The following is a 14,283-nucleotide window of genomic DNA, read 5'->3' as shown; positions in this document are numbered from 1 at the left end:
CTCCGTCAGTCCACATAGCAAAACGCCGGTCTCATCATGTGGCGCGCGGGCGTACGGTGATCCTGCTGCCGGGCGGGGTCGCCGCACCCCGCGCACCGGTGCGTCGCGCAGTCGCAACGAGGGGATCGGCCATGCCAGGACACCAGGAGACCGCCGTCTACACGCACGGACACCACGAGTCCGTACTGCGCTCGCACACCTGGCGCACCGCCGCCAACTCGGCCGCGTACCTGCTCGGCTCGCTGAAGCCGCACATGAGGATCCTGGACATCGGCTGCGGCCCCGGCACCATCACCGCGGACCTGGCGGAACTGGTGCCCGACGGGCACGTGACCGGAGTGGACCGGGCGCCGGAGATCGTGGAGCGGGCCCGCGCCACCGCCGCCGAGCGCGGCCTGTCCCACACCGACTTCGCGGTCGCGGACGTACACGCCCTGGACTACCCGGACGACACGTTCTGCGTGGTCCACGCGCACCAGGTGCTCCAGCACGTGGGCGACCCGGTGCAGGCGCTGCGCGAGATGAAGCGGGTGGCGAAGCCGAACGGATTCATCGCCGTCCGCGACTCGGACTACGGCGCCATGACCTGGTACCCCGCCTCCCCGGGCATGGACGGCTGGCTGGATCTGTACCGCAGAGTGGCCCGCGCCAACGGAGGCGAGCCGGACGCCGGACGCCGGCTGAAGGCCTGGGCACTGGAGGCCGGGTTCACGGACATCACGGCGACCTCGGCCACCTGGACCTTCTCCACACCGGACGAGCGGGATTGGTGGAGCGGCCTGTGGGCGGACCGCACCCTGGCCTCGGCCTACGCCGAGCGGGCCACGGAGGGCGGCCACGCGACAGCGGAGGAGCTGGGGGCCGTGTCGGCGGCCTGGCGGGAGTGGGGCCGGCGGCCGGAAGCCTGGTTCAGCGTCCTGCACGGGGAGATTCTGTGCCGAAAGAGAATCTGAACGACGCCTGATCGGTGAATTACGGGAAACCAGTACGACAGGAGGTACACATTATGGTTCCGCTTCTGCTCGTGCTGCTTCTCGCGCTCATTCTGTTCGGCGCCGGATTCGCGTTGAAGGTGCTCTGGTGGATCGCTCTGGTGGTCATCGTCCTGTGGCTGCTGGGATTCCTGGTTCGCGGGACGACCGCAGGCGGCGGCCGAGGCCGCTGGTACAGGTGGTGAACAACAGGCGGTGAGGCTACTGCCCCGGGAGACTCACTCCCGGGGCAGCAGCGGTCCCAGCGGCCCGAGGTCCAGGTTCAGGTCCTCGGGCCGCAGTCCGTAGCGGTCGCGCAGCTCGGTCATGCGGTCGTCGAGCAGCATCAGGGTGAGCCCGATGCGCTCCTCCTGCTCCTCGCTCAGGTCGCCCTCGTCGACGCGGCGCAGCGCCTGGCGCTCCATGAGCTGGCGCAGCAGCTCCACGACGGTCAGCACCAGCTTGACCAGGTCGCGCTCGACCGTGTCGGGATCCAGGTCGAGGTGCTTGCGGCGGTCGGGGTTCTCGGTCACGTCAGTCCCCGAACGGTGACGGCACATTGCGGTTGACCGAGCTGATCAACGCGTTGAGGTCGATACGGACCAGGTCGACGTCCGCGATGCGCAGCGTGATGTCACCGGTGATGACCACTCCGCCGGCCAACAGCCGGTCGAGCAGGTCCACGAGGGCGATCTCACGGCGTTCGACGACGGTCATGAATCCTCCCCCGCCGTCTCGCCCGCCGCATTCCCGCCGGAGGTTTCCTCACCCGCGAACGAATAGGCTGCCCACGGCCCGGTGAGTTCCACGCGCATACCGGGAGTGTCGTCCTTCGTCCGGTCCACCATTTCCACGAATTCCTCGGAAACGTCCCGCGGCACCAGATAGGCGGCGTTGAGAACGTTCCGTCCGGCGGCGCCGGAGAGCGTGGGGTTCTGCGGTGCGTGCAGCCGCGCGTCGTCGGCCCGCGAGGACAGGTTCGCGTGCAGTCGCGTAGCGAACTCCTCGGCCCTGAACCACAGGTCCTCGTGCGCTCGCGTCTGCATGCGCCGCTGGCGCAGGTAGTCACGGCCGGTGGCGGGCTTCGGCGCGGGCTCCGCAGGACGCTCCGGCCGCCCGGGCTCCGCCTCGACGTACACCTTCACCCCCCACTCCACCCGGCCCTCCAGCCGGTCGAGGGTGCGCCGGAAGTCGTCCTCCCGCTCCTCCATCATCACGCGGACGCCGCTGTCGTCCCGGAAGACGGTGGCCAGCCGGAGCGGCAACGGCGTGGTGACGACGGTGAGCGCGTCGACGACCTGCTGGTGGGCGCGGGCGGTCCCGGCGAGCCAGTCCAGGTCCTCCAGGTGGGCCCGCAGCGACTCCTCCGAGAAGTCGGCCTCGGGCACGTGGCTGACCACGGCGACCAGACCGTGGTGGGTCAGCAGTCTGGGCGGGTCGCCCGCCACCCCGGTCAGCTGGGACTGGAGGGGGACGTCGAAAGGCCGGCAGACGGCGTAGACGTACCGCAGTCCCGTCATCGTTCCTCCCTCGGTACGCGGCCCGACTCCAGCTCTCTCAGGCGCTCACGCAGCTCCGCGTTCTCCCGGGTCAGTTCGTCGCGGCGTGCGCGCGAGGAGAGCGCCGGGTCGCTCTCCCACCAGTCGATGCCCATTTCCTTGGCCTTGTCGACGGAGGCGACGATGAGCCGCAGCTTGATCGTGAGCAGCTCGATGTCGAGCAGGTTGATGCGGATGTCGCCCGCGATGACGACACCCTTGTCGAGCACCCGCTCCAGGATGTCGGCGAGATTGGCGCTCTGTCCCTGGCCGTAGGGATCGGGCAGCCGGCTGGGAGTGGTCATCGACGGCTCCCGCCGTCGGCGTACTCGTCCTCGTCCGCGTACTCCCCGCGGGACGCGTACTCGTCCTCGGCGTCGGCGCCGTCTTCCTCCTCCTCGTACTCTGCCTCGGGCTCCTCCTCGTCCTCGGGCTCGTCGGACTCCTCGGGCTCCTCCTCCGTCTCCTCCTCCGTCTCCTCCTCCTCCTCGGCGTACGGAGCGTCCTCGTCCTCCTCCTCGTCCTCGTAGGCGTCCTCCGCCTCGTCGGACTCCTCGTGCTCGTCGTGCTCGTCGCCGTCCCGGGCCTCCGGCTCCTCGCCCTCGTGGTCCTCCTCGCCCTCCTGGTTCTCCTGCTCCTCCTCCGCCACCGCGTCCTCGTGGCTGCGGACGACCTCGCCGTCGCGGATCTCGCCGCGCCAGCCGTCGTCGGCCTCGCCCTTGAGGGTGATGTGGCGGACGTAGTTCTTCAGGTCGAGGCGGGCCCGGCGGCCCTGGGCGCGCCAGATGTTGCCGGTCTTCTCGAACAGACCGCTGGGGTAGTACTCGATGACCAGGATGACGCGGGTCAGGTTGTCGGCGAGCTTGTGGAAGCTGACGACGCCCTTGGTGGTGCCCTTGGCACCCTCCGACGTCCAGGAGATCCGGTCGTCGGGCACCTGCTCGGTGGTCTTCGCCTTCCAGCTGCGGTTGGACCAGAAGACCTTCAGCTGCCAGTCGGAGGACGTGTCGTCGGCGCGGCTCGCGCTCTTGACGCCCTTGGCGAAGGTGCTGAAGTCCTGGTACTGGGTCCACTGGTCGTAGGCCGTGCGCAGGGGCACGCCGACGTCGACGTACTCGATGATGACGGTCGGCTTCTGGCCGCCGCCGCCCTTCTTCTTGCCCTTGCCGCCGCCGAGGAGGTTCTTGAAGGCCCCGGTCACGTTGTCCTTCACCTTGCCGGCGCCGACCTCGACCGCGGCCCGCAGCGGGCTCTTGCCCTCGGCGAGCTTGCGTCCACCGTCGAGGGCGAGCTTGGCGAAGCCGGGGCTGTTGCCCTCGGCTATGTCGTTCAGCTTGCCGGTGGTCTCGCCGAGCTTGGTGCCGACACCGGTCAGCAGCCGCGTGACCTGCGCGGCGAGGTAGTCCTGCACCTCCGCCTTCAGGCGGTCGGCCGCCTCGCTCTGCGCCACGTCGGCGAGCGGGTTCTTCTTCGCGGCCTTGCCTGCCGTGGAGGCCGCGGAACCGGTGTCGGTCATCGCTCACCACCGCCCTTCGACTGCCGGGACCCGGCGCCGCGGGCCGGGGCCGTCTTCTTGCCGGCCGCCTTCTTGGCGGGCTGTGCCCGCTTGGCGGCCGTCTTCCCCGTGGGCGCCTTCGCGGCGGCCTTCTTCGCCGGCCGCTTCGCGGGTGCCTTCTTGGCGGCTCCACGCGCCGCCTCGGACGTCTTCTTCGCGGGCCGCTCGCGGCGCTGCTCGGGCTCCTGCGGCTCGTCGGACTCGTCCGACTCGTCCCGCGGCTCCTCGTCCTCGTACTCCGAGTCCTCCGAGTCCTCGGAGTCGCGGGAGTCGTCGGAGCCCACGCCCGGCGCCGCCGAGGCCACGCCGGAGAGCTGGTCGCGGACCTGCGCGGTGCGCCCGTGGAGGCGGTCGGCGAGCGCGTCGATCTGCCGCTCGACCATGGCCCCCGACGCGGCCTTGCCCACACCCCGCAGGTCCGTGCGCAGCTGATCCCCGATCTCCTTGAACTGCGGGTTGTTCTGCAGCTGCGTGGAGACCAGTTCCGCGATGCCCTTCGGGGTCAGGTTCAGCTTCTTGCCGGCCACCATGGTGCCCACGGCGACCGCCATCTTCAGTTTCTTCGTGCGTCCCAGCAGATAGCCGGCCCCTACGGCGAGGCCGAGTCCCACTCGATTCATGACGCCGTCCCGTTGCCCAATCCCGCGCTGTGGCGCGTAGCGATCTCCAGCCGGTCCAGGAGCACGTCCTCCTCCTGGTCGAACTCCTCCTCGGTGATCTCCCCGGCCTCCAACCGCTCCTCCAGGCGGGCAAGTTCGGCCCGGACCGTGGAGGGGTCGTAGTAGATGCGCTCGGCCTCGGCGAGCACCTGTCTGATGGCCCAGCCGCCGCCGCGCGCCGGGGCGAGCGGCAGCAGGAGGATCTCCGAGATGAGTCCCACGGTCGTCACCCCGCTCCGGCGTCCGCGCCACCGGCCGCGGTGCCCGCGGGCTCGGCCGGGCCGGGCTCGACGAAGCTGTACGGCGGCAGCGGTCCGTTCACACGCACCTCCAGGTGCGGCATCTCCCTGCGGGCCCGCTCCACGGCGGCCAGGAACTCCTCGGCCGTCTCCCGCTTCACCAGGAACGAGACGTTGGCGAGCCAGCCGGTGGACTCGGGGCCCACGCTCACGGCGTCGGCGGCCGGCTCCAGGGCGCGCTCCAGCGCCGTGCCGTCCTCGGACTCCTTGTCCTTGACGGCGGCGGCGACCATCTCGCCGAGCCGGATCTTGTCCTCGTAGCTACCGCCGCCCGACTGCCGGTTGGACTCCGCGAGGGCACGGATCTCCGGGTTCTCGGCCATCACGTGGTGCAGTACGGCCTCTTCGACGTGGTTGGCCTTGATGTTGTACTCGACGCGGTCGTCCAGAGCCCGCAGTCGCTCCTGGTAGTGCTCGGCGCGCTCCGCGAGGACGCCGGTGACCGCGCTGTCGTCCGGGGCGACGCTGCCGAAGCGCATGGGCAGCACGCAGCCCTCGGCGCCCGCCTCGCTGAGCACGTTCTGGTGGGCGAGCAGTTCCCTGCGCTTGGGGCGCAGGTCCTCGGGGGCATCGCTGACGATCGCCGCCAGGTCGCCCTCGTGGAGAACCCGCACCTCACTCGGCGGGTTGCCGACCCCCGTCAGCCCTTCCGGGAGCGAGGGGTGGGACCCGGCGGTGATGCCGTAGACGTACGTGCTCACTCCTGCTCCTCCTTACGACGCGAGGACGCGGCCTTGCGGGCACGCGGACGCGAGGCGGTCTCCCGCTCGGATCCGCTCTCGTCACGGGCCTGCTTGAACGCGTCCGATATGGTGTCGGCGGCGCCGGACAGCGCCCCCTTGGACTTGCCGCGGGCGCCGGACTCGGTCATCTCTCCGACCAGGTCGGGCAGGCCCGGGTCCTTGCGCGGCCCGGCCTCCAGGTCGAGCCGGTTGCACGCCTCGGCGAAGCGCAGATAGGTGTCGACACTCGCGACGACGACACGTACGTCGATCTTCAGGATCTCGATGCCGACCAGGGAGACGCGCACGAATGCGTCAATGACGAGCCCCCTGTCCAGTACGAGCTCGAGAACGTCGTAGAGGCCGCTGCTGCCGCCTCCGCCGCCGGTCTGTTGTGCCGGTACGACAGTCATTCCGGCTGTCCCTCCATCTATTCCGTGGGTATGTGTCCGTGGGTGTCCGACAGGCGCCTCAGCGTCCGCCGCGGGCGTCGGCCCGGCCGCGCTCGTAGCGCCTGACCCTCCGGTAGCCGGTCAGCTGCCCGTCCGGGTCGAGTTCCACCACGTAGCTGCCCATCAGGCTCATCGTGTCGGGCACCCGCTCGAGCTCGAGCACCTCGACCTCCAGTGACCAGCCGTCCTCCGTCTGTTCGAAGGACGACACCGATTCCGCGGTCATTCCGGTGAGTTCCGCCAGTTGGGCACGCGCTTCGCGGAGCACCTCCATCGGCCGGGGCCGACGCGCCTTCGGTGCTGGTTGTGTTTCCTGCGAGTCCTGTGACTTCTGGGAATTCTGTGATTTGCGTGAACTCTGCTGTGGGGTCTGTGATTCGGACGTGTTGTTCGTGTTCGACATGGCCACCTCTCCTCCCCGTGTGGCCGCAAGTGTGTTCGCCAAACCTCCACGGGCGGATGCATGTGCCACGCGTCTGCGCAACCGGAGCGGCGGCGTACGGGCCCTGCGGCGGTCAGCCGCGCAGAGCGTTCAGCCGCCGCCGGGCGGGTGCCAGCGTCCGCGCGCGGCTCATGATCCCGCCCCAGGGCCGGGTGCGTGCCTGCTCGACGGCGTCCGCGACGGTCCAGCGGCGGGCGTGCAGGCCGGGGTCGTCCAGCTGATCCCAGGACAGGGGGGTCGCCACCGGCGCGCCGGGCAGGGCGCGGACGGAGTAGGGCGCCACCGCGGTCTGCGCGTAGGCGTTGCGCTGGATGTCGAGATAGAGCCGGTCGCCGCGGTCCTTCTTGCGGGCGGCGGTGGTGAGCCGGTCCGGGTGGGACACGGCCAGCGTGTCGGCGACGTCCCGCGCGAACGCCCGCACCTCGTCGAAGTCCTGGTGGCCCTTCAGGGGAACGATCACATGCAGGCCGCGCGAGCCGGTGGTCATGAGGGCCGAGGGGAGCCCCAGCTCGTCGAGCAGTTCGCCCAGCAGCACGGCCGCCTCGCGGACCCGGGGGAAGTCGTCACCGGACGGATCGAGGTCGAAGACCAACCGGTCCGGCCGGTCGGCCTGCCCGGCCCGGGACAGCCACCGGTGCAGGGTGAGGGCCGCCTGGTCGGCCAGGTACAGGAGGGTGGCGGTGTCGTCACAGACGGTGTGCCAGACGGTACCGCCCTCCTTGGCCAGCTCCACGCGGGAGATCCAGTCCGGGTAGTGCTCCGGGGTGTTCTTCTGCATGAACCGGGGGCCGTCCACGCCGTCCGGATGCCGCTCCAGCATGAGCGGGCGGCCCCGCAGGTGCGGCAGCATGAACGGCGCGACGGCCCGGTAGTAGTCGACGAGTTCGCCCTTGGTGTACTCCTCGGCGCCGCCGTTCCCGTCCCGGCCGCTCCCGGCGGGGAACAGCACCTTGTCGGGCCGGTGGACCTCCACGGTGTGCCGGCCGGCCCGGACGGTCCGTACGGCGTCATGGCTCACGCGACGACCGCCTCCCCGACCAGCAGCCGGCCGGCCGCCGCGATGGAGTCGGCGTCGATGCCCGCGGCGCGCAGCTGCTCCTCGGGCGACGCCGAGCCGGGCATCGTCCGTACGGCGAGCCGGACCAGGCGCGGCACCGGCCGCCCGTCGGTGAAGGCGTCGAGGATCGCGTCGCCGATGCCGCCCTCCTCCCGGTGGTCCTCCACGGACAGCAGGCAGCCGGTCTCCTCGGCCGCCCGCCGCAGCGTGTCCCGGTCCACGGGCTTGACCGAGTAGAGGTCGATCACCCGGACCGCGATGTCCTCCCCGGCGAGGGCGTCGGCCGCGGCCAGCGCCTCGTGCACGGTGTCGCCCGCCGCGACGACGGTCAGCCGGTCCCGGTCCGAGGAGCGCAGCACCTTGCTGCCGCCGACGGGGAACTCCTCGTCGGGCCCGTAGATCACCTTGGTCCCGCCGCGGGAGGTGCGCAGATAGCGGATGCCCTCCAGCCCGGCCATCTCGGCGACGAGGCGGGCGGTCTGGTTGGCGTCGCACGGGCAGAGCACGGTGGAGCCGTGGACGGCCCGCATCATGGCCAGGTCCTCCAGACCCATCTGGCTGGGCCCGTCCTGGCCGATGGCGACGCCCGAGTGGGAGCCGACGAGGTTGAGGCCGGAGCCGCTGATCGCCGCCATGCGGAGGAAGTCGTAGGCACGGGTGAGGAAGGCCGCGAACGTCGTGGCGTACGGCACCCAGCCGCGCGCCGCCATGCCGACGGCGGCGGCGACCATCTGCTGCTCGGCGATGTAGCACTCGAAGTAGCGCTCAGGGTGCTTCTCGGCGAAGAACTCGGCGCGGGTGGAGTCGCCGACCTCGCCGTCGAGGGCGACGACATCGCCGCGGGCGGTGCCGAGTGCGGCCAGCGCCTCGCCGAAGGCGTTGCGGGTGGCCAGCTCGTCGCCGATCTTGTAGCGGGGCAGTTCGAGCTGCCCGGAGCCGGCCGAGTGCAGGGCTCGGGCGGACGGCGGCTCGTGCACCCGGACGGTGAGGTCGCGCGGGCCGCCGAGTTCGGCGATCGCCTCGTCGGCGTCCGGCACCGGCTTGCCGTGCTGGCCCTCACGGTCCTCCACGGCCCGGACGCCCTTGCCCTTGAGGGTGCGGGCGATGATCGCGGTGGGCTGGCCCCTGGTGGACAGGGCCTCGCCGTAGGCGCGGTCGACGGCGTCGACGTCGTGGCCGTCGATCTCGATCGTGTGCCAGTCGAACGCCCGGAAGCGGCGGGCGTAGGCGTCGAGGTCGTGGCCGTGCCGGGTCGGTCCACGCTGGCCGAGCCGGTTGACGTCCACGATCACGGTGAGGTTGTCGAGGCGCTCGTGTCCGGCGTGCTCGGCGGCCTCCCACACCGATCCCTCGGCCATCTCGCTGTCGCCGCACAGCACCCACACCCGGTAGTCGGCGTGGTCCAGCCGCTTGCCGGACAGGGCGATGCCGACGCCGACGGGCAGGCCCTGGCCGAGCGAGCCGGTGGCCGTCTCGACCCACGGCAGCCGCTGCGGCGTGGGGTGACCCTCCAGACGGCTGCCCAGCTTGCGGAAGGTGAGCAGTTCCTCGTCGTCGATGGCACCGGCCGCCTTGTAGGCGGAGTACAGCAGGGGCGAGGCGTGTCCCTTGGAGAGGACGAAGCGGTCGTTGCCGGGGTGGGCGGGGCGCTGGAAGTCGTAGCGGAGGTGGTTGGCGAGCAGGACCGCCATCAGGTCCGCGGCGGACATCGAGGACGTCGGGTGCCCGGAGCCCGCTGCGGCGGCGGCACGCACGCTGTCCACGCGCAGCTGCTGGCCGAGTTCGACGAGTTCACCGGTGTTCATGAGTCTCCTTCGAGGGGTCCGTCGGTACGCCTGACGGGACCGGGGGCGATGCCGGGGCCGGGCGGCGGCTGGTCGGCCGGCGGTTCGGGTCCGGGGTCGGCGGGACCGCGGGCGGAACGGGTCGGGGCGGAGGTACCGGCGGACGACGGCTTGGCACGGGCCCCGGCGGCGGGCCGGGCCTTTCCCCCGGCGCCGGCCGGCCCAGGCTCGGCCCGACCGCCCGAAGGTGCCGGCTTGGCCTGACCTGCGCCCGCACCGGGCTTGCCACGGGCGCCCGCCGGACCGGGCTCGGGCGGACCGGGCTTGGGCGGCGCGTCCGGGGGGCGGCGCTTCGCGGGTTCGGGGCCGGGCCGGGTTTTCGCCGGTTCGGGGCCCGGCTGGTTCTTCGCGGGTTCGGGGCTGCGCCGGCTCTTCGCCGGCTCACCGCCAGGCTGGTTCTTCGCCGGTTCGGGGCCCGGCTGGTTCTTCGCCGGCTCACCGCCGGACTGGTTCTTCGCCGGTTCGCCACCGGGCTGGTTCTTCGCGGGCTCACCGCCAGGCTGGGTCTCGGCCGGCTCGCCGCCACGTCGGCTCTTCGGCGGCTCACCACCCGGCCGGGGCTCCGCGGGGTGTCCCGTGGTCCCGGGGCCGGCCGGTCGGCTCACCGCGGTGTCGTCGCGCTGCGCGGCCGGCGCGGGGCCGGTGTCCGGCCGGGCCGTTGCCTCCCGGGACCCGAGGCCGGCCGATGTGCCCTCCGTCCGCTCAGGCGCCGCCCCCGCCGGGACCCGTGCCAGCTCCGGGGACGCCGACTCCAGCGGCACCGACCAGGACCGTACGAGGCCCAGCTGCACGGCCTGCCGGGGCAGCACCGCGTCCAGCAGCCAGTCCGCCGCGACCCGGACGCGGTTGCCCGGCATCGCCGCGAGGTGGTAGCCGCGGGTGACCGCGCCCGCCGCCGGACCGGACAACGGGACGCCGAGCGGGTTGGCCGCGGCCTTGGTGCCACCGAGGTCCACGACGAAGCCCAGGTCGCGGTGCCGGTAGGGCCGCCGCTCTCCCCCGAGGCCGAGCGACGCGGCAACGTTGTGGGCGCAGACCTTGCCGTGCCGCCAGGCGTGCTGCGCGGTCATCGGCGTGTACGCGCCGGGGTTGTTCAGATCGGGCACCGCCGCCACGTCGCCGCACGCGAACAGCTCGGGGCGCCCCGGCACCTGGAGGTGGGGGTCGACGAGCAGCCGGCCGCGTTCCATGGGCAGCGCGAGGGACTCCACGAGCGGGTCGGGCCGCACGCCCACGCACCACACCAGCGTGCGCGTGTCGACGGTCGTGCCGTCGGTCAGCACGACCCCGTCGTGGGTGGCCTCCTTCACCGAGGTGCCCATCCGCACGCCGACGCCCCGCTGCCGCAGCACCCGCTCGGCGGTGCGGGAAAGCCGTTCGTCCATCTCCGGCAGGACGCGCGGCGCCACGTCCAGCAGCATCCAGCGGGGTCGCATGCCCGTGCGCATCGGGTGCTTGCGGACCTGCGCGTCGGTGTACATCTGGCCGTGCGCGGCGACCTCCGTGCCGGTGTATCCGGCGCCGACCACGACGAAGGTGCACCGTGCGGCGCACTCCGCGCGGTCCCGGGCCGAAGCGGCCAGCTCCACCTGCCGGGTCACGTGGTCGCGCAGATACAGCGCCTCGGGCAGCCCGCGGAAACCGTGGGCGTGCTCGGCGACGCCGGGAATCGGCAGCAGCTTGTTGACGCTGCCCGCGGCGAGCACCAGCCGGTCGAAGGTCAGGGTGCCCTCGCCGCCCTCCGGGTCCGTGTAGTGCACGGCGTGCCCGTCGAGGTCGATGCCGTCGGCCTCGCCGAGCACCAGCCGGACGCGCGGCAGGGTCCCGGACAGGGACACGCTGACCCGGCGCGGTTCGAGAATGCCGGCGGCGACCTGGGGCAGCAGGGGCAGGTAGAGGAAGTAGTCGGTCGGGTTGAGCAGGGTGATGTCGGCCTGGTGCCGGGTGAGCCGGGACAGGGTGCGGGCCGTCCGGTACCCGGCGAAGCCGGCACCGACGATCACGATGCGGGGTCGGCTCACGGTTCGCCTCCGGGCTGTCGCGTACCTCGTGAGCCTTCCGCGTCCCCTCCGCCGGGGCACCCAAACGTCTCCGACGGGCCGCCGGGGCCCGCACCGCCGGTTTCCGCACCGGCGCCCGGGTACCCGGGCCGGGACCCACCCGCCCCACGTCCCGGAGGCAGTCCATGCCCGAGTACGGCTATTTCCTCTCCTGCGAGCAGTATCCCAAAGCACACACACGTCAGCAGTGTCTCTACCTGCAGTGATGAGTACGGACATGCCGCGGCCCCGGTCTGGTCTTTGCGGAGACGAGAGACCGGGGCCGCGCCTGTCACCTATCCCAGTGTGGGGCACGGGAACGGTGACGGCGTACCGCTCCTGTGCGGTGGGAGCGGAGTCATAGTCCCCACTTGACTGATGTTCAGTAAATGCGTGGGGCATATTCGTCACGGGACTGTTACACGCCGTTCGATTGGTTAACGCTGCGTGAAACCCGCCGGTCGGCGGGCACACGCACTGCAACCAAGATCACAAAAGGCGCACTGTCACCGCGCTGACACAGGATCGGGCACCGCTCAGCGTTTGTCGAATGCACGCCCCACACCTGACCGATGACGAGATCGACCACGAGACCCAGCGCATCGGCAGGCGCATCCGCGACGTACGCGAGCATCGGAACCTGACGCAAGAGACTGTGTTCCTGGCAGTACCCATGAGTCGCCGTCACTTCCAGGACATCGAGGGTGGCCGGGCGAACCCGACCCTGCGGACCCTGATCCGCATCGCCCACGCGATCGGCGTGCCCGTGCGCGATCTGATGGGCTGAACGGCCCGCCCCCGACGGGGGGCAGGGACGGGCCGCGGGGTCTACTTCCGGCTCGATCGGCGCGACGCGAGTCGGGAGTAGACCGTCTCGGGGCCCGTTCCGTACGGGGTCGAGTGCTCGCCGCTGTGACCGGGGCGCCGGCAGCAGTGCAGCTGCCGAGGGCCGAACATCACCCAGCAGTACCCAGCGGCGCGGCCGGCTTCCAGGTGCATCAGCAGTGTCCTTCCGCGGTCGATGCGGTCTGAGTGGTGGCCGCGCAGCCGCGACCCGGGCGGCACCGGTAGACGTCGACGTCCAGCCGGAATGCCCCTACGTGCCCGAGGGCCCGGCCGGCGAGCACGCCACCCTGAGCAAGGGACTCGCCGCACACGACGCAGGCCCACCCGGAGTAGACGGCACGGGTGAGGTAAGCCGCGTCGGGCAGCTCGGGGCTCACTGGTCCTCGGAGGGGGTGAGCTTGAAGATACGGACGCAGTGGACGCAGGCATAGTGCGTGTCGCCGCTGCTGAGGCGGATGAGCCGCACGTCGTCGGAGAACCTCTGATGCCAAGAGCAGTAGCCGCCGATCGAAGGGGTGCCCTCGGCGGTCCGGCCCTGCGTACTCTCTTCCATGTCGACTCCAACCAGTCGGCCACGCCCCCGGCCGGTAGCACGGCGCGGGGGTCTTCTCTTGCCCCGACGCTACTCCGCTTGTCAGGTGTTGTCAGGTCACGTCACCCGACGAGAAGCACTGTCGTATGTCTCCTACGGTCGAAATATGACCGTGGACCTGGACGGACCCGACCCTCTGTACGAACAGATCGCGACGGTGCTCGCTGCCCGTATCGCCGACGGCACGTACCCGCCGCGCCGACGCATCCCGTCCGAGGCTGCCATCTGTGACGAGTTCTCCGTGTCGCGGCCGACCGCGCGAGCCGCCGTGCAGCTCCTCGTAGAGCGCGGGCTCGTCCGTACCGTCCGGGGCAAGGGCTCCTATGTCGTTGACGAGCCACCCCGAGCATGACTCCGAGTGAGCAGTGCAGCCGGTAGCCTCCCGGCATGGACGACGCCGCCGCGCAGCAGCCGTACATCGATCCCGACTCCGACCACGACGACCGGCCCGTATGCGGGATCTGCCCGTCGCTCCGCTTCCCGCGCGACGCCTTCGTCATCTACTCGCGCCCGTCCTGGGAGTGCCCGTTCGACCCTGACGACGGGCACCGTTACACGCTCGACGGCCGGGTACCTGCGTGCGTCCACCCGCACAAGATCGGGCTGGACCCAGACAGGCAGGCCCCGCCCCCCAAACCGCTGGAGACGGAGCCTGCTGGCCAGTCGGCTACACCGCGGCGTAGTCGATGGTGGAGGCCATCCCGCGTTCGGTGATGCCGATGGACGCGTACTTCTCGTCGAGGATCTGTCGGCGCCGCTCGGCCTCCGGCTCGTCGATCCAGTACCGGCTGTCGATCGGCCCGAACGCGCCGCGGTATGCCTGGTGGGTGTAGTCGCCGAGCCGCCACGCGCGGCCGGCCTCGTGCTCCCGGACGGTGCTGTGCACGAACAGCCGGCCGGTGCGCTGCTGGACCCGGGACAGGGCGGTGAACTGAGCGCACAGGGCGTGCACGGCGGTGTCGACCGGGACCGGGACCGGCAGCTCGGCCGCGAGCTCGTCGCCGTCGGTCATCTCGTACACCGCCGACTTGAGCGCCATGACGCGCAGCGCGTCGTCGATGAGCGGCGGGGCGTCGCGCTCGACGTTGTACTCGGGGATGAGTACCTGGCCGTAGTCGTCGGTCCAGTCGGACGAGTAGCGCTTGCATCCGTCGAGGACGGCAGGCATCTCCGGGTCTGCCAGCCATGCGGCGTGGATCTCGCGGGCCCGCTCGGCAACCTTCTCCGGTGCGGGTCGGGTGAGGGTGAGTGTCACTGCTGCCTCCCT

19 protein-coding genes are annotated in these 14,283 nt (G+C 71.4%); 4 read left to right on the top strand and 15 right to left on the bottom strand.

Annotated elements, in window-relative coordinates; translation table 11 throughout:
• The first annotated feature begins 131 nt into the window (after positions 1-131).
• The gene (locus tag IEZ05_RS24555) at positions 132-953 is read left to right on the top strand and encodes a class I SAM-dependent methyltransferase (protein WP_189232396.1); all 822 of its coding nucleotides are present in this window, start codon (positions 132-134) and stop codon (positions 951-953) included.
• Between the two features lie 53 nt (positions 954-1,006).
• The gene (locus IEZ05_RS24550) at positions 1,007-1,177 is read left to right on the top strand and encodes a hydrophobic protein (RefSeq protein ID WP_161165812.1); all 171 of its coding nucleotides are present in this window, start codon (positions 1,007-1,009) and stop codon (positions 1,175-1,177) included.
• Positions 1,178-1,210: 33 nt separating this feature from the next.
• Here the strand turns inward: IEZ05_RS24550 and IEZ05_RS24545 are convergent, their stop codons facing one another.
• The 13 genes from IEZ05_RS24545 to IEZ05_RS24485 all read right to left on the bottom strand — a co-directional run bounded on the left by IEZ05_RS24545 (position 1,211) and on the right by IEZ05_RS24485 (position 11,560).
• Positions 1,211-1,531, bottom strand: a complete 321-nt coding sequence (locus tag IEZ05_RS24545; protein WP_373298842.1) for a gas vesicle protein K — start codon at positions 1,529-1,531, stop codon at positions 1,211-1,213.
• Positions 1,506-1,688: a gas vesicle protein gene (locus tag IEZ05_RS24540; RefSeq protein ID WP_077799359.1), complete on the bottom strand. Its 183-nt coding sequence runs from the start codon at positions 1,686-1,688 to the stop codon at positions 1,506-1,508. The genes IEZ05_RS24545 and IEZ05_RS24540 overlap by 26 nt, the downstream gene beginning before the upstream one ends.
• A complete protein-coding gene (locus tag IEZ05_RS24535; RefSeq protein ID WP_189232394.1) occupies positions 1,685-2,491 on the bottom strand; it encodes a GvpL/GvpF family gas vesicle protein in 807 nt (268 codons plus the stop codon). The genes IEZ05_RS24540 and IEZ05_RS24535 overlap by 4 nt, the downstream gene beginning before the upstream one ends.
• Positions 2,488-2,814: a gas vesicle protein gene (locus IEZ05_RS24530; RefSeq protein ID WP_161165809.1), complete on the bottom strand. Its 327-nt coding sequence runs from the start codon at positions 2,812-2,814 to the stop codon at positions 2,488-2,490. The genes IEZ05_RS24535 and IEZ05_RS24530 overlap by 4 nt, the downstream gene beginning before the upstream one ends.
• Positions 2,811-4,025 carry an SRPBCC family protein gene (locus tag IEZ05_RS24525; protein ID WP_189232393.1) on the bottom strand — a complete coding sequence of 405 codons (1,215 nt, stop codon included), beginning with the start codon at positions 4,023-4,025 and terminating at the stop codon, positions 2,811-2,813. The genes IEZ05_RS24530 and IEZ05_RS24525 overlap by 4 nt, the downstream gene beginning before the upstream one ends.
• On the bottom strand, positions 4,022-4,684 hold the full coding sequence (locus IEZ05_RS24520; protein WP_189232392.1) for a DNA primase: 663 nt from the start codon (positions 4,682-4,684) through the stop codon (positions 4,022-4,024). Before IEZ05_RS24520 ends, IEZ05_RS24525 begins: the two co-directional genes overlap by 4 nt.
• Complete coding sequence (locus IEZ05_RS24515; protein ID WP_189232391.1) at positions 4,681-4,944, bottom strand: gas vesicle protein GvpG; 264 nt, start codon at positions 4,942-4,944, stop codon at positions 4,681-4,683. Before IEZ05_RS24515 ends, IEZ05_RS24520 begins: the two co-directional genes overlap by 4 nt.
• 5 nt (positions 4,945-4,949) lie before the next feature.
• Positions 4,950-5,723: a GvpL/GvpF family gas vesicle protein gene (locus tag IEZ05_RS24510; protein WP_189232390.1), complete on the bottom strand. Its 774-nt coding sequence runs from the start codon at positions 5,721-5,723 to the stop codon at positions 4,950-4,952.
• Positions 5,720-6,157: a gas vesicle structural protein GvpA gene (locus tag IEZ05_RS24505; protein WP_189232389.1), complete on the bottom strand. Its 438-nt coding sequence runs from the start codon at positions 6,155-6,157 to the stop codon at positions 5,720-5,722. The genes IEZ05_RS24510 and IEZ05_RS24505 overlap by 4 nt, the downstream gene beginning before the upstream one ends.
• Positions 6,158-6,215: 58 nt before the next feature.
• Positions 6,216-6,599: a gas vesicle protein GvpO gene (locus IEZ05_RS24500; RefSeq protein WP_189232388.1), complete on the bottom strand. Its 384-nt coding sequence runs from the start codon at positions 6,597-6,599 to the stop codon at positions 6,216-6,218.
• Positions 6,600-6,711: 112 nt separating this feature from the next.
• Positions 6,712-7,656 (bottom strand): non-homologous end-joining DNA ligase, encoded by a 945-nt coding sequence (gene ligD, locus IEZ05_RS24495; protein ID WP_189232387.1) that lies wholly within the window; start codon positions 7,654-7,656, stop codon positions 6,712-6,714.
• The gene (locus IEZ05_RS24490) at positions 7,653-9,500 is read right to left on the bottom strand and encodes a transketolase (protein ID WP_189232386.1); all 1,848 of its coding nucleotides are present in this window, start codon (positions 9,498-9,500) and stop codon (positions 7,653-7,655) included. The genes ligD and IEZ05_RS24490 overlap by 4 nt, the downstream gene beginning before the upstream one ends.
• On the bottom strand, positions 9,497-11,560 hold the full coding sequence (locus IEZ05_RS24485) for an NAD(P)/FAD-dependent oxidoreductase (protein WP_229869841.1): 2,064 nt from the start codon (positions 11,558-11,560) through the stop codon (positions 9,497-9,499). Before IEZ05_RS24485 ends, IEZ05_RS24490 begins: the two co-directional genes overlap by 4 nt.
• A 568-nt stretch (positions 11,561-12,128) precedes the next feature.
• Here IEZ05_RS24485 and IEZ05_RS24480 point away from each other — a divergent pair.
• The gene (locus IEZ05_RS24480) at positions 12,129-12,365 is read left to right on the top strand and encodes a helix-turn-helix domain-containing protein (protein WP_189232385.1); all 237 of its coding nucleotides are present in this window, start codon (positions 12,129-12,131) and stop codon (positions 12,363-12,365) included.
• Between the two features lie 432 nt (positions 12,366-12,797).
• Here the strand turns inward: IEZ05_RS24480 and IEZ05_RS24475 are convergent, their stop codons facing one another.
• Complete coding sequence (locus IEZ05_RS24475) at positions 12,798-12,977, bottom strand: hypothetical protein (RefSeq protein ID WP_189232384.1); 180 nt, start codon at positions 12,975-12,977, stop codon at positions 12,798-12,800.
• 145 nt (positions 12,978-13,122) lie between these two features.
• On the opposite strand from IEZ05_RS24475, the gene IEZ05_RS24470 reads away from it, so the two are divergent.
• Positions 13,123-13,368: a GntR family transcriptional regulator gene (locus IEZ05_RS24470; RefSeq protein ID WP_189232383.1), complete on the top strand. Its 246-nt coding sequence runs from the start codon at positions 13,123-13,125 to the stop codon at positions 13,366-13,368.
• 315 nt (positions 13,369-13,683) lie between these two features.
• Here IEZ05_RS24470 and IEZ05_RS24465 read toward each other — a convergent pair whose 3' ends face one another.
• Positions 13,684-14,271, bottom strand: coding sequence for a hypothetical protein (locus IEZ05_RS24465; RefSeq protein ID WP_189232382.1), 588 nt, complete (start codon positions 14,269-14,271; stop codon positions 13,684-13,686).
• Between the last annotated feature and the right edge of the window lie 12 nt (positions 14,272-14,283).

It is taken from the genome of Streptomyces flaveolus, assembly GCF_014648815.1.
Lineage (GTDB): Bacteria > Actinomycetota > Actinomycetes > Streptomycetales > Streptomycetaceae > Streptomyces > Streptomyces flaveolus.
The sequence above is the reverse complement of the archived record's forward strand: the minus strand, read 5'-3'. Positions and strand labels throughout refer to the sequence as shown.

Bases quoted from the DNA above. Each gene is read 5' to 3' on its own strand.
- IEZ05_RS24555 (WP_189232396.1), top strand. From the start codon at position 132: ATGCCAGGACACCAGGAGACCGCCGTCTACACGCACGGACACCACGAG.
- IEZ05_RS24550 (WP_161165812.1), top strand. From the start codon at position 1,007: ATGGTTCCGCTTCTGCTCGTGCTGCTTCTCGCGCTCATTCTGTTCGGC.
- IEZ05_RS24545 (WP_373298842.1), bottom strand. From the start codon at position 1,531: ATGTGCCGTCACCGTTCGGGGACTGACGTGACCGAGAACCCCGACCGC.
- IEZ05_RS24540 (WP_077799359.1), bottom strand. From the start codon at position 1,688: ATGACCGTCGTCGAACGCCGTGAGATCGCCCTCGTGGACCTGCTCGAC.
- IEZ05_RS24535 (WP_189232394.1), bottom strand. From the start codon at position 2,491: ATGACGGGACTGCGGTACGTCTACGCCGTCTGCCGGCCTTTCGACGTC.
- IEZ05_RS24530 (WP_161165809.1), bottom strand. From the start codon at position 2,814: ATGACCACTCCCAGCCGGCTGCCCGATCCCTACGGCCAGGGACAGAGC.
- IEZ05_RS24525 (WP_189232393.1), bottom strand. From the start codon at position 4,025: ATGACCGACACCGGTTCCGCGGCCTCCACGGCAGGCAAGGCCGCGAAG.
- IEZ05_RS24520 (WP_189232392.1), bottom strand. From the start codon at position 4,684: ATGAATCGAGTGGGACTCGGCCTCGCCGTAGGGGCCGGCTATCTGCTG.
- IEZ05_RS24505 (WP_189232389.1), bottom strand. From the start codon at position 6,157: ATGACTGTCGTACCGGCACAACAGACCGGCGGCGGAGGCGGCAGCAGC.
- IEZ05_RS24500 (WP_189232388.1), bottom strand. From the start codon at position 6,599: ATGTCGAACACGAACAACACGTCCGAATCACAGACCCCACAGCAGAGT.
- IEZ05_RS24490 (WP_189232386.1), bottom strand. From the start codon at position 9,500: ATGAACACCGGTGAACTCGTCGAACTCGGCCAGCAGCTGCGCGTGGAC.
- IEZ05_RS24480 (WP_189232385.1), top strand. From the start codon at position 12,129: ATGCACGCCCCACACCTGACCGATGACGAGATCGACCACGAGACCCAG.
- IEZ05_RS24475 (WP_189232384.1), bottom strand. From the start codon at position 12,977: ATGGAAGAGAGTACGCAGGGCCGGACCGCCGAGGGCACCCCTTCGATC.
- IEZ05_RS24470 (WP_189232383.1), top strand. From the start codon at position 13,123: ATGACCGTGGACCTGGACGGACCCGACCCTCTGTACGAACAGATCGCG.